An 18,292-nucleotide genomic window follows, 5' to 3' on the forward strand; every position below is an offset into this window, starting at 1 on the left:
CGCGCCGGCCCCGTGCGAAGTTGTCGACGGATCAGGTGGCGTCGGACAGGCTGGGGGCGTGAGCGAGTGGTTCCTGCCCGAGTCGGAGCGTCCGTGGACCTCGGGCAACCTCGTCGTCCCGCGGATCCACGGCGCCGACTACTTCGCGCGTCTCGTCGAGGTCATCGAGGCGTGCGAGGCAGGGGACCGGATCTTCTTCACCGACTGGCGTGGCGACGCCGACGAGAAGCTGGGCGAGGATGGACCGACGGTCGCCCACCTGCTGCGCGAGGCGGCCGCGCGAGACGTGGAGGTCCGGGCGCTGATGTGGCGCTCGCACCCCGGTTCGCTCAACGGCGAGGAGAACGGCCACCTCGGCCGGATCATCAACGAGTGCGGCGGCGAGGCGCTGCTCGACGAGCGGGTGAAGTGGGGCGGCTCGCACCACCAGAAGCTGTTCGTCGTACGACGCCAGGGCCGGCCCGAGGACGACGTGGCCTTCGTCGGCGGCATCGACCTCTGCTACAGCCGACGCGACGACGCCGCGCACGGCGGGGACCCGCAGGCGGCGCCGCTCGACGACCGCTACGGCGACGCCCCGCCGTGGCACGACGCGATGGCCGAGATCCGCGGGCCTGCCATCGCGCACGTGCTCGACACCTTCACCGAGCGGTGGGACGACACGACGCCGCTCGACCACCGCAACCCCTACCGCTTCGTCGCGCACCGCGTCACCCGGATGCCGCGCCGCCCCGAGCAGCTGCCCGAGCGGTGGGACCCGCCGCCGGAGGCCGGGCACCACCAGGTGCAGGTCCTGCGCACCTACCCGTGGAAGCGACCCCACTACCCGTTCGCACCCGAGGGCGAGCGCACGATCGCGCGCGCCTACACCCGCGCCTTCCAGCGCGCGAAGCGGATGATCTACGTCGAGGACCAGTACTTCTGGTCCGACGTCGTCGCCGGCACGCTCGCCGACGCGCTGCGCCGTGAGCCCGACCTCCAGGTGATCGCGGTCGTCCCGCGATTCAGCGAGAACGAGAGCCGCTTCGGCGGCCCGCCCGCCCACTACGGCCAGCGCGTCGCGTGGGAGCTGCTGCGCGAGGCCGGCGGTGACCGCTTCATGATGTTCGACCTCGAGAACGACGCGGGTACGCCGATCTACGTGCACGCCAAGGTCTGCATCGTCGACGACGAGTGGATGACGATCGGCTCCGACAACCTCAACCTCCGCTCCTGGACCCACGACTCCGAGCTCACCTGCGCGATCGTCGACCCCGACGGCGAGCTGCACCGCTCGCTGCGGACGACGCTGTGGGCCGAGCACCTCGGCCTGCCCGAGGACGACCCGCGCCTCGCCGACATCGACGACCCGACCTCGCTCTGGCTCTCGCGCGTCGGCGAGCCCGGTAGCCGGGTGGCCGTCCACGAGCCGCCCGAGGTCTCCACCGGCACCGCCCGCTGGGCGGGACCCGTCTACCGCCGGTTCTACGACCCCGACGGTCGTCCGCCCCGGCTGCGCGGGACGTCGGACTTCTAGGCGGGTTCTGGGCGGGTTCTAGGCGTAGGGGTCGGTGATCTCGCGGAGCCTGACCAGGCCCTCGCGCAGCTGGGCCGCCAGCTCGGGACCGAGGTGCTCGGTCCACTCCCGCTCGACGGACATCACGATGCCCATCGCGTGCCTCGCGGCCTCCCTGCCCCGCTCGGACATCCGGATCAGCTGCGCGCGGCCGTCGCTCGGGTCGGCGACCCGCTCGACCAGCCCCTCACGCTCGAGGGCCGCGACCAGCAGGCTCGCGGTCTGCTTCGTCACCTGGGCCCGGTCCGCCAGCTCGGTGATCCGCGACCCCTCGTCGGCGATGCGTTGCGCGAGTCGCGACTGCGCCACCGTGACGTCGTACCCCGCCTCCCGCATGGCGCGCTGCACGCGCTCGTCCATGGACCGGTAGGAGACGAACATGAGCGTGGCGAGGTCCATCGCACCCCTTGACATAGTCAGCATCCCTGACCAATATGGTCAGCATCCCTGACGATCATAGAGGGGGCGCCCCATGACCCGACTCCCACCCCTGCGCGTCGCGCGCGCCGCCACCGGGGTGCGGACAGCGCTCCAGGGTCTGACCCGGCGGATGGTGCCGCCGGAGGTCGGCACGCTGGAGCTCGCCGCGGCCTTCATGGCCACCCAGGCCGCGTACGCCGTGGCGCGGCTGCGGATCGCCGACGCCCTCGCCGTCGGCCCCCGCTCGGCGCCGGACGTCGCGAGCGAGGTCGGGACGGACCCCGACGCGACGTACCGCCTCCTGAGGGCCGCGGCCACCCACGGGATCGTCCGTCACGACGGGGACCGGTTCGCCCTCACCGGCGTCGGTCGCACTCTCGTCTCGGACGCGCCGGGATCGATGCGGTCCGTCGTGCTGATGATCGGCGACCCGCGCTACCAGTCGGTGTGGGGCCAGCTGCCCGAGGCGGTCCGCACCGGAGGTCCACGCGCGGCGGCCGTGCACGGCGTCTCGATGTGGGAGCTGCTCGAGCGCGACACCGGCTACGCGCAGGACTTCAACGACGCCATGGGCCGACTGACGGCTCTCGACTGGCCGACGGTCGACGCGGTCTACGACTTCACCCCGTTCGGCACCATCGTCGACGTCGGCGGCGGGCACGGACAGCTGCTGTCGCTGATGCTCGGCGCGGCACCGGCCGCGAAGGGCGTGCTGCTCGAGCAGCCGAGCATGGTCGGGGAGGCCGAGAAGCAGCTCGGTGCTGCTGGCCTGCTCCACCGCTGCCGGCTCGTGGGTGCGTCGTTCTTCGAGACCGCCCCCGACGACGGCGACCTCTACGTCCTGCGCCGCGTCGTGCACGACTTCGACGACGACCAGGCGGTTGCCCTCCTGACGAACCTCCGGCGCCACATGCCCTCGACAGCCGCCCTGCTGCTGATGGAGAGCGTGGTGCCGGACGGCGGAGAGCCGCAGTTCGCCAAGCTGCTCGACCTCGACATGCTGCTCTTCGTCGGCGGTCGCGAGCGGACCGAGGCGGAGCTTGCCTCGCTCCTCGAGCGGGCCGGCTTCCAGATGACGCGCGTGGTGCCGACCATCTCGACGATCTCGCTCGTCGAGGCCCGGCCAGGGGCCTGACGTGGATGCGCTCGCGCAGGTCTGCACCGCCGTCGCGGCCGTCATCCTGATCGCGGTCTTCCCGTTCGAGGCGTTCCTGGTCGACCGGCCGTGGGTGCAGCGGTTCCTCGCCATCGAGCCGCACGGCATCGAGCACGTGCACCTCTGGTCGTTCTGCATCGGCGTCCGCAACGCCCTGGCCGGCATCGGCGGACTGGCCGGCCTCTGGGTCCTCCACTCCGGCGACGAGTCGACCGGCGTCACCGTGGTCGTCGTGTCGCTGCTCTACATGCTGATGTCTTCGCTCGCGATGGGCGTCGCCGACCTCCTCGGCTACTGGCGACCGCGGGGCGGCAGCGTCCGCGGCACCGTTGCCTCGTCCGTGCTGCCCGCGGTCGCCCTGCTGGTGATCGCGGTCTGAGTCACCGCCTCATCAGCAGCGCCGAGTCGCCGAACTCGTGCCAGAGGTAGCCCCCCGCAACTGCCGCGTCGTACGCCGCCTGGGTGAGGCGCTCGCCCGCGACCGCCTCGACGAGGAGCAGGTGCGACGCCATCGGGTCGTGCCAGCCGGTGATCAGACCGTCGATGACCTTGGGCGGCTGCTGCGGCGTGACCACGCGCGCCGTCCACCCCCTGCTCGCGACCACGTGCCTGCCGAGCACCGCCGACTCGACGGCGCGGGTGGCCGTCGTGCCCACGGCGATCACGCGACCGCCGTTCTCGCGGGCGCCGTTGATGGTGCGTGCGCTGGTCGGCGGGACCTCGAACCACTCCGGCCCCGGCGCCTCGCCCGCCTCCTGCGACGAGACACCGGTGTGCAGCGTGACGGGCGCGAACAGGACCCCCGCGGTGACGAGGCGGGCGACGAGCGCGTCGGTGAAGGGCCGGCCCGCCGAGGCCATCTCGGCGCTGCCGGGGTGACGGCCGAAGACGGTCTGATAGCTCTCGAGCGGGTAGCGCCGGTCGAGGTAGCCGTAGGCGATCGGCCGTCCGTTCCAGTCGAGCTGGCGGTCGAGGTCGCCTCGCACCGACGCCCGCCAGAGGCGGTTGCCGACGCCGGTCGGCGAGGAGGCGGCGCCGGGCCAGGGCTCGCGGAGCGCGAGCCGGACGTCGCCCACCCGCAGCTGGTCGCCGGCATCTGCGTCGAGGATCGCGCGGGCTGCGTCGGGCGCGGTCCGCAGCTCGACCACGCGGTCGCCGTCCTCCAGCCGGTGGGCGACGTGCAGCACCACCGGCCGTCCGTCGAGCTCGGCGTCGACCTCGGCGGCGATGGTGGCGGAGGTGTTCACGACCAGTACGTCGCCCGCACCCAGGTGGTCAGGAAGGTCGCGGAAGCGTTCGTGCGAGATGCCGTCCGGGGTGCCGACGAGCAGCCGCACCTCGTCGCGGGCCAGGCCGCGCTCCTCCGCCGGCTGCGGCGCGAAGGCCGACGCGGCGAAGCGGGTGTGCGGGGTCTCGGTGAGCGCGGTCATGCGAAGTCCTCCGCCCGGTAGCGGCCGGAGTCCGGCCTCTGGTCCAGGAGGGTGAGGATGCTCGGCACGACCGTCTCCGGAAGCGGCCGGTCGGAGATGTCCTCGCCAGGGAAGGCGTCCTGGTGCATCGCGGTGCGCATGTCGCCCGGGTCGACGGCGTACGCCGTCAGGCCGGTCTCGGCGCCGTACGTCAGCGTGACGTGGTCGAGCGCCGCCTTGCTCGCGCCGTAGAGCCCCCAGGTCTCGTAGTGGTTGACCGCGGCGTCCGAGCTGATCGAGAGCAGTACGCCGTCCGCGACCCGCAGCCACGGCAGGAGCAACGAGGTGAGGACCAGCGGTCCGCCGATGTTCGTGCGCCACATCTGCGTGAGGTCGGCAATGTCGACCCCGGACAGCTGCTTCATCGGCAGCGGGCCGAGCGTGCTGGCGTTGTGGACCAGCAGGTCGAGCCGTCCGTGGCGCTCCACCTCGATCCGCAGGTCTTCTCTATGGTCGCCATCCGTCAGGTCGCCGAGGATCGTCGTCACCCCGTCCGGCAGCTCGGCCTCCTTGAACTTCTCCGGGCTCCTGCCGTCGGTGATGACGTGCCAGCCGTCGGCGGCGAGCGCCCTGGTCAGGGCCAGGCCGAGCCCGGCCGATCCCCCGGTGACGAGTGCCACCCGTGTCATGTAGTTGGTGTCCATGCCGCTATCGTTCAAGTTGAAGTGAACTTGAGTTCAAGGGGTGATTCCGGTGGATGCACGAGACCTGCTCCCGATGGGAGAGATCTCGCGCCGCAGCGGCTTCGCCGCGTCGGCGATCCGCTACTACGAGGCGGAGGGCCTGATCGAGGCGCACCGCTCCGGCGGCGGCCAGCGACGGTTCGAGCGCAGCGTCCTGCGCCGGCTCGCCTTCATCCGGGCGGCGTCCAACGTCGGACTGTCCATCGAGGAGATCCGCGACGAGCTGGGCCGGCTGCCCGGCAACCGCACCCCCACCAAGGCCGACTGGCACCGCATCTCCAAGCACTGGGGCGCCCGCCTGGACGAGCAGATCGCCGCCCTCCAGCGTCTGAAGAGCGGCCTCGACGGCTGCATCGGCTGCGGCTGCCTCAGCCTCCGCTCCTGCGCCTTCTCCAACGCCGGTGACTGGGCCGCCTCCCAGGGCCCCGGCGCCCAGCTCCTCCCCGACAGCCTGAGGAAGCCCCACCCGACGAAGCGCACCAGCTAGTCGCTGGTTGAGGTGCGAGGAGCGCTAGCGACGAGCCTCGAAACCCGCGATCACCGTGGTTTCGAGGCTCGCTGCGCTCGCACCTCAACCACCGTCGGACAGCGTGAACAACGTCAGCTGCATCCCGTCCGGCGCAGCGACCCGCGCGTTCCGGTCACCCCAGGGCGTCAGTACGGCGTCCGCGACCGCCGTCGCCCCGGCATCCACCAGCGACGCCGCCACGGCGTCGGCGTCCGGCACCTGCAGCGCGAACCGCACCTTCCCCGAGACCCGCCGCCCGACCTCGAGGTCGTCGACCATCGCGGCCTGCGCCTCGTCGAACAGCTCGAGCGTCGCTCGACCCGCGTCGAGCAGCAGCACCCGCCCCTGGTCGCCGCTCCAGTCCGCCACCTCGGGCAGGCCGAGCGCGTCGCGGTAGAGGCGTACGGCGGCTTCGAAGTCGTCGACGGTCAGCGTGATCCGGAGCTCCTGGACGTCAGTCATGCCCCGATCGTCGCGGCTCCAGTGCACCTGAGGTCAAGGGCGGTCTGCGCGACGCTTCCCCGCGACCGGCTTCCCCTTGTACCCGGACTCCGAGCGCTGGCGGGGGATGTGGACCGAGGGCAGCGTGGGCATGCCTCGGTACCCCTCCGCGCGGCGGAGCGCCCACAGGATGAAGACGATCACGGCCGCGATGAGGAGCCACAACACGACCATCCAGTCCATGAACCGCCCTCTCCGGCCCGGAACTTTACTGAAGCCGTGACAGGTGATCTGGACTGGACCAGACCGCGATACAGCCTTGTGCTGGACAATCATCCGAAAGTGCGTTGGCCGACGCCCCGTGCGAGCGATCAGTGGTCACCGACGCACCCCGAGGAGCTCCGTTGACCGCACCGCACCCGCTGCCCGACCACGACGACCTGTGGTCGTCCGCGCAGCGTGCCCGGGTCGTACGGCTGTGCGTGGCTGTCGTCGGTCCGGCTGCGGCAGAGGACGTGGCGCAGGAGGCCCTCCTCGAGGCCTGGCGGCAGCGGCACAAGCTCGTCGACGCGTCGGGCGCCGACGCGTGGCTGCGTGCGATCGCCCGCAACGTCTGCCGACGCCACCTGCGGAGCGCCGGCGCCGACCGGACGACGGCGACCGAGAACGTGCCCGACCGCCGGCACGACGATGACGACCCGCTCGAGCGCGAGGAGGTCGTCGACCTGCTCGACCGTGCGCTGGGCAGGCTCCCCGAAGCGACCCGTACCGCTCTCGTCGGCCACTACGTCGAGGAGCTCAGCCACGCCGAGATCGCCGGCCGCCTGGGCACGAGCGCGGATGCGGTCTCGATGCGCATCACTCGCGGACGCCGACAGCTGCAGCACCTCCTCGAGGGCGAGGGATGGTCCGAGGAGTCGGGCTGGCGGCACACGCGGCTCAGCTGCGCCGACTGTGGACGCCCCGCCATCGAGATGCGCCACGACGAGAGCGAGGTCGCGTTCCGCTGCCGGTGGTGCGACGGCGGTGAGCTCTCCTCGCGCCTCGACCTACGCGCGCCGACCTACGCCGACCTCGTCGGGCACCTGCAGCGCCCGACGGCCATCCAGTCCCGCCTGACCGACTGGACTCGCACCTACTGGACGTCGGACGAGCGCCACTGCGTTCGCTGCGGAGCGGGTGTCAGCAAGCAGCGGTACGACAAGGAGGCCGGCCCGTGGGAGAAGGCCACCGGCTGGCTCGCCCACTGCGACGGGTGCGGCGAGGCGGTCAGCAGCTCGGTCTCCGGTCTGGTGCTCTCGCTCAGCGAGGTCCGCGAGGCCCGCCGCCGGGAGCCCAGGCTGAGGAGCCTGCCGGTGCGCGACGTCGTACGGGACGGGCAGCCCGCCAAGGTCGTCGCCCTCGGCGACAGTGACGGCACGCCCCGCGTCGCGGTCGTCGTACGCGAGCACGACCTCCGCATCCTCCACGTCGACACCCCGACGTAGCCGTGATCGCCGTCCTCCGACGGCGCGACTTCGGCCTCCTGTGGCTCGCCGGCCTGGTGTCGGTGGCGGGCGACTGGGTGCTGATGACCGCGCTGCCCTACGTCGTCTACGACCGCACCGGCTCCGTCCTCGCGACGGCCGGCATGGTCGCCGCACAGCTCGCGCCGTCGATCGTGCTGAGCTCGTTCGCCGGTGTCTTCGTCGACCGGTGGGACCGCCGCCGCGTCCTCGTTGTCACCAACGTCCTGCAGGGGCTGGCGGTCACCGCGCTCCTGCTGGTCGGCGACGGCAGCCTCTGGATCGTGTACGCCGTCGCTGCCGCGCAGTCGGCGTTCGCGTCGTTCTCCCAACCGGCGGAGGCCGCCCTGCTCCCGACGCTCGTGCGGGAGGAGCAGCTGGTGGCGGCCAACGCGCTGAACGTGCTGAACAACCGGCTCGGCCGGTTGGGCGGCGTGCCGCTCGGGGCCGTCTTGCTCGCCACCTTTGGCCTGTCACTGGTGGTCGTCGTCGACGCCGTGTCCTTCCTCGTCGCGGCCGCACTCGTGGCCGCGATGCGGCACCGGGACCAGCCACATCTCGAGGAAGGCGACGCGACGAGAGCCTTCGCCCGCTTCTGGTCCGAGTGGATCGCCGGGCTCCGCATCGTCCGGGAGGACCAGACGATCGCGGTCCTGTTCGTCGTCCTCGGGCTGATGACCTTCGGCGGCACGATGCTCGACCCGCTGTTCGCCCCCTGGATCCGCGACATCCTCGGCCAGGGCGTCGACGCCGTCGCGATCCTCACGGTGACGTCGTCGCTCGCCGGGGTCGCCGGGTCGCTGGTCGTCGGGTCGGTGGGCGCCCGGCTGAGCAGCCGCGCCCTGATGGGCTGGGGCTCGGTGATCGCCGGCGGGCTCCTGCTCGCGAAGTTCAACGTCCCGTCGCTGTGGGTGGCGGTCGCCCTGTCCGCGGTCGGCGGCATCACCGCGGTGGCGTCCTCGGTCGGCGTCGAGACCCTCGCCCAGGAACGTACGCCCGAGCACGTCCGCGGAAGGGTCTTCGGCTCGCTCCAGGCGACGGTCTGGCTGATGAGCCTGCTCGGAGCGGTCGTGGGTGGCCTGGTCGGTGAGCTCGTCGGACTGCTCCCCGCGCTCGACCTCGCGGCGGCCCTCGTCCTGCTGTCGGGCGTCGTCGTACTCGCACTGGTGAGAGATGCGGGCCACAGTGCGTGAACGTATGTGCACCGCTGTCGGGGGTACCGAGCCGTCGCACACCCCGTGCGCCGCGCTCAAGACGATGGGCCGCTGTCAGCAAGCAAGCAGGAGCTCACATGTCCACGACCTACGGCCGGCACTCCCGGACCGACACGACGGGCGCCACGACCTTCGAGCGGCTCAGCTCGATGGTCGTCGCCCTCGCCACGATGTTCGCGGGCGGCGACGGCCGCCACGCCCGGTGACCCCGATGTACGTCCGGTCGCTCGCCCAGGTCTTCGGCATGCTCAGCGCTGCCGTCGCCCAGGCGGCCGCGTCCGTGATCCCTGTCCCGCGGCGCCCGCAGCACTAGCACCGCGGCACGACCCGACCGCCCCGGCACTCACGCAGAGCCGGGGCGGTCGCACGTCCGGGTCCAGACGGAAAACCGGACGGACACTGGTCTCGACCACCCTGTTCGACCGCCTCCCCCGCGCGTAGCGTCCCCAGCGGACGACACCCGAGCGGGGAGGTGCCGATGGCGAAGCCCGCCATCCTTGCTGTCGACGACGACGTGGCAGTGGTGGGAGCCGTCGTGCGCGACCTGCGCCAGCAGTACGGCGCCGACTACCGCATCCTGCGCGCCACCTCCGGGCCGGAGGCGCTCGAGATCCTCGCCGACCAGCTGCTCAAGGACCGCCCGGTCGCCGCCGTCGTGAGTGACCAGCGGATGCCCGGCATGTCGGGCATCGAGGTGCTGCGGCAGGTGCGCGAGCAGTCGCCCGAGACCAAGCTCCTGCTGCTGACGGCGTACGCCGACACCGACGTCGCGATCCAGGCGATCAACGACATCGCGCTCGACTACTACCTGATGAAACCGTGGGACCCGCCGGAGGACCGGCTCTACCCCGCGCTCGACGACCTGCTGCGCGACTGGGCGCACGCCAACCCCGACCGCGACTCCGAGGTGCGCGTCGTCGGTCACCGCTGGTCAGACCGGACCCACGAGGTCAAGACGTTCCTCACCCACAACCACGTCCCCTACCGCTGGCTCGAGGTCGACTCCTCCGACGAGGCGACACGGCTGCTGGAGGTCGCCGGCGACGGCGAGCTCCCCGTCGTGGCGCTGCCCGACGGGTCGGTGCTCCGCTCGCCCACCTCCGCCGAGCTCGCCACCGCGCTCGGCCTCAGCACCCAGGCGACCAAGCCGCTCTACGACCTCTGCGTCGTCGGCGCCGGGCCTGCGGGCCTCGCGGCCGCGGTCTACGCCGCCTCCGAGGGGCTGCAGGTCGTCGTCGTGGAGCGCGACGCACCGGGCGGCCAGGCCGGGCAGAGCGCGTCGATCGAGAACTACCTCGGCTTCCCCAAGGGCCTTTCCGGCGCCGACCTCACGCACCGCGCGGTGGCGCAGGCGTCGAGGTTCGGCGCGGAGATGGTGCTCGCGCGCGACGTCGTCGGCTTCGAGACGCGCGGCCCCGTGCGCGCGGTGCTGCTGGAGGGTTCGGCCGACATCGAGGCCCGCGCGGTCCTGGTGGCCAGCGGGGTGTCGTACCGCCGTCTCGACGCCCCCGGCCTCGACGACTTCGTCGGACGCGGCATCTACTACGGCGCCAGCGCCAGCGAGGCGACGCAGACGGTCGGGGAGGACGTGTACGTCGTCGGCGCGGCCAACTCGGCCGGGCAGGCCGTGCTCAACTTCGCCCGCTATGCCAAGAAGGTCGTGCTGGTGGTGCGCGGGACGTCGCTCGAGGCGTCGATGTCGCAGTACCTCGTCACCCGCATCCTCGCCACGCCCAACGTCGAGGTGCGGCTGCAGACCGAGATCGTCGGCACCCGCGGCGACGGGCACCTCGAGGGCATCACGCTGTGCTCGGCCGGTCATGCCGGGGAGGCCGACACCAGCTCGGTCTACATCTTCATCGGCGCGGCCCCGCGGACGTCGTGGCTGGGCTCGTCGGTGGCCCGCGACGAGAAGGGCTTCGTGCTGACGGGGCCCGACCTGCCGTCCGACATCACGTGGCCGCTGGAGCGCAGCCCGTTCGCGCTGGAGACCAGCGTGCCGGGCGTCTTCGCCGCGGGCGACGTGCGCCGCGACTCGATGAAGCGCGTCGCGTCCGCCGTCGGCGAGGGCGCGATGTCGGTGTACCTGGTCCACCGCTACCTGGCGGCGACATGAGCCTCGTCTCCGAGCTGCGCGCTGTCCCGGTCCTGGCCGGGTTCAACGACGAGCAGCTGGCCGAGATGGCCGCGGCGGGCGAGACGGTGACGTTCGCGGCCGGCAGCCGCGTGTTCGAGGCAGGGAAGCCGGCCGACGACTGGTGGGCGCTCCTCTCGGGGCGCATCGACCTCGTCCGGCCGGTCGGCAACGAGGAGGTCGTCATGGCGACCATGGCCAACGTCGGCCAGTGGGCGGGCGGCCTCCAGGCGTGGGACGACAACGGCGTCTACATGGGCACGGCCAAGGTCATGGAGGAGACGCGGCTCTTCCGCCTGCCGTCCACCGAGCTCGAGCGGCTCGGTCAGCTCTGGTTCCCTTTCGCGGTGCACCTGCTTCGCGGGCTCATCGCCACGGCCCGGCGGATCGAGAGCGGAGTCCGCGAGCGCGAGGCCCTCGTCGCGCTCGGCACGCTCGCCGCCGGGCTGGCCCACGAGATCAACAACCCGGCCGCGGCCGCCGTACGGTCCGTCGGCGCACTCCAGCAGTCCAGCGACGAGGTCTTCGCCTCCCTCCAGCGGTTGGCGAGCGCGGAGATCCACGCCGCCGAGTTCGCCGCACTCGACGAGCTGCGCCGTGCGATCGATCCCTCGGCCGCGCCGACCGGCGTCGCACTGGCCGACCTCGAGGAGTCCCTCACGGATTTGCTCGAGGACCACGACATCGACCAGTCGTGGACGATCGCTCCTGCCCTGGCCGCGGCGGGCGTCACTCCATCGTGGCTCTCGCGGGCTGCATCGACCCTGCCGGCTCATGCCCTGCAGCCCGGACTCGAGTGGGTCGCGGCGTCGCTGACGACCACCGCCCTGATCAACGAGGCGCAGGACTCGACCCGCCGCATCTCCGACCTCGTCTCGGCCGTGAAGTCCTACTCCCAGATGGACCGCGCCGCCCTCCAAGAGGTGCGCGTCGTCGACGGCCTCGAGAGCACCCTGATCATGCTCGGCCACAAGCTGCGGGAAGGCGGCATCACCGTCGTGCGTGAGTACGACGACTCCGTCCCCACCATCACCGCCAACCCGGCCGAGCTCAACCAGGTCTGGACGAACCTCATCGACAACGCCGTCGACGCCATGGCCGGTGGCGGCACGTTGACCGTTCGCACGTACGCCGACGGGCACCACGTCGTCGTCGAGATCCGCGACACCGGCCCCGGCATCACCGACGATGTCGCCGCCCACATGTTCGAGCCCTTCTTCACGACCAAGGAGGTCGGGAAGGGGACGGGCCTCGGCCTCGACATCTCCCGCCGGATCACCGTCGAGCGGCACGGGGGCGAGATCAGGGTGGACTCGGCGCCCGGTACGACAACCGTGCGGGTTTCACTTCAGCGCGAGCGCTCGGCTCAGCAGTAGCCCACTCCGCCCACTATGACGCGGTCGAATGGATCGGGAAGCGCCCCTTTCCGCCTACTCCCGACAAGCGTCGGGATTCGCGCCTAGTCTCTTCACCAACGAGACGTACGTGCAAAGAGCGAGCTCACCGGATAGGCGTCCTTGACCGAGCAGAGTGGTGGCACCCCAGCCGAAGAATCCGGCTCTCCGGATGCTCTTCCGCTCAGTTCGGAAGCACCCACGTCGGGCCCCGGCAGCCGCCGCGGAATCTGGACCGCCCAGCGCGAGGAACTCCGCAGTGCGCTCACAGCACAAAGTGTGCTCTGTGGTCAGTTGTATCGAGAAGCCGTTGACGCTCTGGGGGCACCTGAGCTCGACACCGGCAGGCTGGTCGTTGCTGGTCATGCGGTGCGCGAGCTGGTCAACCTGCTCCCGGCGGTCCTCGGAGACGTGAACCTTCCCGAGAGAGTCCGCGATTCCGATCTCCGTGACCATCTCGTGGCGGAGTGGAACGAGTACAAGGCAGACATCGCTACCGGGGCCGCCGCGCCCGGTCTGATGCCGTCCAAGGTGGCGAATGCCATCGACGCATGGGCTCGGGCGCAAAGCCAGATCACCAAGAACTCCCAGGCGCGTCGAGCGGCGCTGGTCTTGGGGACGACCGAGACGATCGAGGACAGCAGCGTCAGGGTCGTGATCGGCGCAGTTGATTCGTTCGAACGACTCCGCCACCCGTCCAAGTCGGACTCCGAGTCGCCCGTGGACCGGGCCGCCTATCGGGACGCCCTGAGCATCATCGAGAACGCCATCACCAGTCGGATCCTTGGCTTCTTCGCTGTCAAGGACAGGCTTCAGGATGTGGTTGACGCCGCGAACGTACGCACAGAAGACGGCGTGTGGACGCAACCGACGGAAACCGACGTGTCCACAGCCCTCGCGCGGATCGGGGGGCTTCAGCACCGCAGGATCTTCTATGACGAGCTCGGGAACCCGGAGTGGATCGGGCCGCTGGATCGTCTTGCCGCGCTCGAGGCACCGACGGCGCTCGACCCAGACGCCGAGCAACGCTGGCAACCATGGCCCGCCGGGGACTATCTGGTGCGCATGGCCGAGCACCGATCGGCTGAGGTACGGCAGATCCTTCTCCGGGTCATCGACGCTCAGTCGGCATGGGCCGCCAAGGTCCGCCTCCTCGACGCAGCTCTTCGGATGCCGGTCGCAGACGCCCGAGGGATGGCATCGGCCATTCAGTCGCATCTGAACGGCGAGCTCGACCCGAATCTCGCCCTCGACGTCGTGACTTTCCTCGAACAGCTCGCGGGAGCTGGAGAGATACGACCTGCCATGCGCCTCGCCCATACCGTGCTGTGTCCGCGTACTCTGCCAAACGCAGGCGGCCGCGGCCGCCGAGACGTGCGCGCCGGGATTGATTCGTATTGGTATGCGCAGGCCCTAAAGCGCGTGACGTCTGCCCTCAGTGCAGACCCGCGCCTGCTCGGGACTGTGTACGCATGGCTGCGTTTGGAACAAGAGCTGAGCGAGTCTTGGGACCCGGACAGGGACTGGGATGCGAGCAGCATCTGGCGACCGTCGATCAGCGACCACGAACAGAACTATCGCCACCATGACATTGCAGACGCGCTGGTGGATGCCCTGAGAGATCTGGCGATAAATCAGATGGAGTCCGGAGTCGATCTTGAGCGGGTGATGGGGACTCTCGAACGCGACAGGATGCCGATCGCGATGCGAATTGCCGTGTATGCACTGTCTGCGCAGGGCGGTCGACAGGACGACGCGCTCAAGGTAGCGACAGAGCGTGTGCTCGATAGAGACCTACTTCATCATCCCTGGTTCTTTCGCGAGTACACCCAACTCGCGGCAGCCACTCTGCCGCGGCTCAACGACGCCGACTATGGACGGTGGGAAGCGCTGGTGGACGAAGGCCCCCAGGTCAGCGCGGAACGGCGTCAGCGGATCGTCGAGCACCGGGCGGAAGGGCAGTCCGAGGACGACGCGTTTGCTCAGTACGTCACCATGCGCCGCCACGAACTGCTCTCAGCCATCGGCGCCGGGGCGCTACGCGAACGTCTCCTCGAGACTCACACTGCACTCGTTGAAGACCTCGGCGAGTACGAGCACGCAGGCTTTCGGAGCTGGCACTCGATGTCCTATGGCGAAGAGGCTCCACCGATCGGGGTCGAGCTTGCCGAAATGCCTGCCGCGGACGTCCTCGCCACCGTTCGCAATTGGGAACCCGACAGGACTCAGACCGGGACAAAGGAAGGTCTGGCGGAATCGCTGCAGGAAGTCGCCGAGGCCAGGCCCGCCGAGTTCAGCGCGCTGGCTCAGCCCTTCATGCAACTGGACGATCCGTATCGGTCTCGGTTCCTAGACGGAATACGCAAAGCTGCCGAGTCCAATGCGGCCGCCGTCGACTGGGCGTCGTACCTACGCGGCGCCAGAGTACTCGCAAGCACCGTCGCGCGAGAGGAGGACCGAAACACCTACTCGTTGCGCCAGGTGTGCAACTCCATCGAGAGTGCCGTGAACGGAGAGCGAACACAGATTCCCGTGGAGTTGCTCTCGGATGCTGCATCGACCGTCGCGACCTGGATCGACGACCCCGACCCCAACGACGAGGACGCGATCGGTAGCGACCACCTCACTAGGGCGCTCAACACCGTCCGACCCGTTGCAGTTCGCACCCTAATCCGCATCGGCAGAGCGGCCAAACTCGCGCACGGTGACGAGTTCGATTCTGAGCCAGTCATCGCTGCGGTCCAAAAGGCACTACATAGCCGACTGGTGCCGCGTGATGCGAGCCTGGCTGTCTCATCCGCGTTTGGGGATGGCCTGAGCCTGATGATGTGGATGGACGGGCCGTGGACGAACTCGTGGCTGCCGAGCGCCATGACGGCGGACACCTGGGGTGATGTTTTTGTCACCACGGCCCTGACGACCAACATGACCAGCACCCAACTGCTGAACGATCTCTGGCCCAGCATCGACGCCATTCTCGGTCGCACTTCTACACGCGAATCTGTCGAGATGGGTTGGCGTTCAGATCGGTCCATCGACGAGGTCGTCGGCGATCACCTGATGAACTTGGCTATGTGGGGCTCCGCGTCTCCGTGGCCCGTGCGCACGGAGTCATTTTTCGCGCGCGTCAGCACCGAGGTCGCTGCCTCCGTGCTTGGACAGGTGGGTTGGCGTCTGATGAACACTGCCGAGCCTTCGCGGGAACTCGTCGAGCGCGCCGAAGCGATTTGGGACGCTCGACAGGATGCCGTCGATCGCGGCGACGCAGACGCCGGACAACTATCCCAGTTCTACTGGTGGGTCCACAGCAACAAGTTTCCCGTCACTTGGTGGCTCCCCCGTCTCACTCGGGTAGCCGACCAGATCGACTTCGACGGCCGCAGCTTCATCGGCGAGCACATCGAGGAAGCCGCACACACTCACGCCGGGGACGCAGTGGCCCTCATGGCCCGACTCCTCCGAAGCGACGAAACTCGGACGCTGGCACGCCACGGTCTTGTCACCTCGGCTCCAACGGTCATCGCGCTCGGGCTGCGTTCTGGCGATGAAGCAATCGGACGCTCGGCGCGGGAGTTGATGGACCTTCTGGGCGAACAGGGCATCGTCGACATGGACGAACAGGTGTCAAGGGCCTCCCGGGAACTCGACGTCTCGAACGAGTCAAGCTGACATCTATCGCCACGCATCCATCGGCCAGCCCTGCCGGCAGAGCATCCATTTACGCGGGCCGTGAGCCGCAGAGCGCGGGGCGGCGTGGGCGCTGCGACCATACAAGGCATGGACGACGAGGACACCGAGCGCCCAGATGAGGTGACCGACGACGTTCGCGAGCGCATGGTCGCGGACATCTACGCTCGTTGGGTCAACCTGGTCCTGCTGGCACGGATGGGCAACGGCACGTGGCGGCAGACCGACCGACTGGTGCGCTTCGAGTTGGTCTTCCCTCTCGACAATGACGCCGACGTTCGCGTTCGAATCAACGACGAGGACGGCTTGTGGAGTCAACCGCGTGCGGCTCGATCGTTCACGGAAGGTCACGTCCTTGAACCCGATGACCTAGTCGTCGAGTTGCTTGAACCTTCCGATGTGCGGTCTGAGCGGTACATCCTCGCTCAGTTCGACGGAGAGCACTGGCAACTCGAGATTAACCTCAACGTTGCTCATCCGCGCCGCCTGGAACACCTCGCTGCTGCCCTGGAGTTCAGAGACGCAGCCCTAGGAGCGCTTGAGAGTTCAGCCTTTCACGCCTTCTACGAGAACGCGTTCCATGCCGCTGAACACCTGGCCCAGGCCGAGTTGCTCAGCTATGGGCCAACGGTCGACGAGATTGCGAACGCCAAGACTCACGGACGAGTTAGAAGCACCTATCAGCTGTGGGCACGACTGGACAACACGGATCCGAGATTCGCGACGCTGCTAACAGAGCTAAGTGAAGCAAGATCGGGACTGACGTATCTGCGAGGAAACCGTGACAGGGACCGTGCGGCCGCTGAAGGGCGCGCCGCGGTTCTCAACGAAATGTTCGAGTGGGTTCGTGGCCTCGTCGAAGACGGAACGGGACCAAAGGTGATTCGAATGATCGCTACCGCCGACATCGAAGCCGGCCAACTCCTCGGGAAAGCGGACCTGGCGCTCAAGCTGGAGCGGAGCGACCGGTCAGACCCCTAACGCCCGACGGAGACAGAACACTTGCATGCTGGAGGGCATGCGCGTCAGTCCGCCGCGTTCAGTCTTGCGGGATGACCTATCGAGGTCGTTCGTCCCTGGAGCGGCCGGCCGAACGTGCATGCAAGGCAACCGGGGCCCGAAGATCAGCTGCCCGTCGCGTGAGGCCAACGAGGCTCCTCACAAGTCGCCCACCAGACTCATCAGTTAGAAGCGCTAGTTCCTCGTTGCGTGCAGTGCGCAACAGCCAAGGGTGGCTGTCGAGGGTTGTCTCGGGATCCATCACGAATGCGCCATGCGCAAGACGATGTCGTTCCTCGCGCAACTCGAGGGAGTCGTCTAAGAGCGTCTGAACGGCCTTCGCCAGTTCTCCGTTCAGCAAAGTGATGGCCCGTTCGCACAACTTCACGGCCTGGCCAGGCTTACCCGCGACCAGGGTCCAGTCTTCGGTCCATGCTTCACCAGTAGCTGCTGCTCGTCCGACCTGCCCCATTTGAATGTCGAGCACAGCGAAATTCGATGAGACCCGGCCGAGCCAGAGATAGTGATCGTCGGGCGGCCGAGGTGCGCCGCCAGAAGTCGTCGTCATGATGCAACTCTTCCCCGCCTCGATTCGATGCGCAAACGGTTTGGCCGACGATTGGGAGTTGGTCCCGGTGCCCCATTCCGCCGCCTTCGCCCGCCTGCCGAACACCGCAACGGAAGTCCTCGAGGCGGGGCTTTGGCCCAGCCGCTTGGATTGACGGCCAGGCTCACCCGCTTCGGGCCGGAGTCGAGTAGAGCAGTGCGTAGGGCACTCCGGCGCCGCGCATCAGGAGCAGGTCGGACAGGGCGCAGCCGTTCATCACGAGAAGCAGGAATGGCGACGATTCAGGCCCGGGGCCACCAATTAGGCCGCAGGGGGCGCCTTGCGAGTGCGACAAGGGCCTGCACACCACGCCGGAACTGCTGACGTCGGATGCTTGGATGCGCTGATCGCAGCCTTACCTCGCAACAAGTCAACGAACGACGCAGGTTTGCAGTAGCCGTCCCACCTGCTGGTTCTTTTCGCCGTTTGGCCACCTTCGGCGCTGAGTCGTGTCGAGAATGACCGCCGAACACCTGAGTAAGAGGGGAGGCCAGGTTGTTGTTCACGGGGGCTGTGGTGG

At 69.2% G+C, this 18,292-nt stretch carries 16 protein-coding genes; 11 read left to right on the forward strand and 5 right to left on the reverse strand.

Annotated elements, in window-relative coordinates; translation table 11 throughout:
* The first annotated feature begins 58 nt into the window (after positions 1-58).
* Positions 59-1,516 carry a phospholipase D family protein gene (locus L2K70_RS10185; RefSeq protein WP_236401727.1) on the forward strand — a complete coding sequence of 486 codons (1,458 nt, stop codon included), beginning with the start codon at positions 59-61 and terminating at the stop codon, positions 1,514-1,516.
* An 18-nt stretch (positions 1,517-1,534) separates the two neighbouring features.
* On the opposite strand, the gene L2K70_RS10190 is transcribed toward L2K70_RS10185, so the two are convergent.
* Positions 1,535-1,954 carry a MarR family winged helix-turn-helix transcriptional regulator gene (locus tag L2K70_RS10190; RefSeq protein ID WP_236401728.1) on the reverse strand — a complete coding sequence of 140 codons (420 nt, stop codon included), beginning with the start codon at positions 1,952-1,954 and terminating at the stop codon, positions 1,535-1,537.
* Between the two features lie 73 nt (positions 1,955-2,027).
* Here L2K70_RS10190 and L2K70_RS10195 point away from each other — a divergent pair, with 73 nt between their 5' ends.
* Both L2K70_RS10195 and L2K70_RS10200 read left to right on the forward strand, forming a co-directional pair.
* A complete protein-coding gene (locus L2K70_RS10195) occupies positions 2,028-3,110 on the forward strand; it encodes a methyltransferase (RefSeq protein ID WP_236401729.1) in 1,083 nt (360 codons plus the stop codon).
* Position 3,111: 1 nt separating this feature from the next.
* Positions 3,112-3,510: a DUF1304 family protein gene (locus L2K70_RS10200; RefSeq protein WP_236401730.1), complete on the forward strand. Its 399-nt coding sequence runs from the start codon at positions 3,112-3,114 to the stop codon at positions 3,508-3,510.
* 1 nt (position 3,511) lies between these two features.
* Here the strand turns inward: L2K70_RS10200 and L2K70_RS10205 are convergent, their stop codons facing one another.
* Positions 3,512-4,561 (reverse strand): S-adenosylmethionine:tRNA ribosyltransferase-isomerase, encoded by a 1,050-nt coding sequence (locus L2K70_RS10205; protein ID WP_236401731.1) that lies wholly within the window; start codon positions 4,559-4,561, stop codon positions 3,512-3,514.
* Positions 4,558-5,244, reverse strand: coding sequence for an SDR family NAD(P)-dependent oxidoreductase (locus L2K70_RS10210; RefSeq protein WP_236401732.1), 687 nt, complete (start codon positions 5,242-5,244; stop codon positions 4,558-4,560). The genes L2K70_RS10205 and L2K70_RS10210 overlap by 4 nt, the downstream gene beginning before the upstream one ends.
* A gap of 49 nt (positions 5,245-5,293) precedes the next feature.
* Between L2K70_RS10210 and soxR the strand changes: the two genes are divergently transcribed.
* Positions 5,294-5,770 (forward strand): redox-sensitive transcriptional activator SoxR, encoded by a 477-nt coding sequence (gene soxR / locus L2K70_RS10215; RefSeq protein WP_236401733.1) that lies wholly within the window; start codon positions 5,294-5,296, stop codon positions 5,768-5,770.
* Positions 5,771-5,854: 84 nt separating this feature from the next.
* Here the strand turns inward: soxR and L2K70_RS10220 are convergent, their stop codons facing one another.
* Both L2K70_RS10220 and L2K70_RS10225 read right to left on the reverse strand, forming a co-directional pair.
* Positions 5,855-6,253, reverse strand: a complete 399-nt coding sequence (locus L2K70_RS10220) for a VOC family protein (protein ID WP_236401734.1) — start codon at positions 6,251-6,253, stop codon at positions 5,855-5,857.
* 33 nt (positions 6,254-6,286) lie between these two features.
* Positions 6,287-6,475 (reverse strand): hypothetical protein, encoded by a 189-nt coding sequence (locus L2K70_RS10225; protein ID WP_236401735.1) that lies wholly within the window; start codon positions 6,473-6,475, stop codon positions 6,287-6,289.
* Positions 6,476-6,636: 161 nt separating this feature from the next.
* On the opposite strand from L2K70_RS10225, the gene L2K70_RS10230 reads away from it, so the two are divergent.
* The 7 genes from L2K70_RS10230 (at position 6,637) to L2K70_RS10260 (ending at position 17,147) form a co-directional block, all read left to right on the forward strand.
* A complete protein-coding gene (locus L2K70_RS10230) occupies positions 6,637-7,719 on the forward strand; it encodes an RNA polymerase sigma factor (protein WP_236401736.1) in 1,083 nt (360 codons plus the stop codon).
* A gap of 2 nt (positions 7,720-7,721) precedes the next feature.
* Positions 7,722-8,930 carry an MFS transporter gene (locus L2K70_RS10235; protein WP_236401737.1) on the forward strand — a complete coding sequence of 403 codons (1,209 nt, stop codon included), beginning with the start codon at positions 7,722-7,724 and terminating at the stop codon, positions 8,928-8,930.
* A 98-nt stretch (positions 8,931-9,028) separates the two neighbouring features.
* The gene (locus L2K70_RS21135; protein ID WP_268930412.1) at positions 9,029-9,157 is read left to right on the forward strand and encodes a hypothetical protein; all 129 of its coding nucleotides are present in this window, start codon (positions 9,029-9,031) and stop codon (positions 9,155-9,157) included.
* Positions 9,158-9,429: 272 nt separating this feature from the next.
* Positions 9,430-11,067, forward strand: a complete 1,638-nt coding sequence (locus L2K70_RS21140; RefSeq protein ID WP_268930413.1) for an NAD(P)/FAD-dependent oxidoreductase — start codon at positions 9,430-9,432, stop codon at positions 11,065-11,067.
* A complete protein-coding gene (locus tag L2K70_RS10250) occupies positions 11,064-12,461 on the forward strand; it encodes a sensor histidine kinase (protein WP_236401738.1) in 1,398 nt (465 codons plus the stop codon). Before L2K70_RS21140 ends, L2K70_RS10250 begins: the two co-directional genes overlap by 4 nt.
* Before the next feature lie 141 nt (positions 12,462-12,602).
* Positions 12,603-16,148, forward strand: coding sequence for a hypothetical protein (locus L2K70_RS10255; protein WP_236401739.1), 3,546 nt, complete (start codon positions 12,603-12,605; stop codon positions 16,146-16,148).
* Between the two features lie 108 nt (positions 16,149-16,256).
* The gene (locus L2K70_RS10260; protein WP_236401740.1) at positions 16,257-17,147 is read left to right on the forward strand and encodes a hypothetical protein; all 891 of its coding nucleotides are present in this window, start codon (positions 16,257-16,259) and stop codon (positions 17,145-17,147) included.
* Positions 17,148-18,292 lie beyond the last annotated feature (1,145 nt).

Origin of the sequence: Nocardioides potassii (genome assembly GCF_021648885.1) — a bacterium.
Lineage (GTDB): Bacteria > Actinomycetota > Actinomycetes > Propionibacteriales > Nocardioidaceae > Nocardioides > Nocardioides potassii.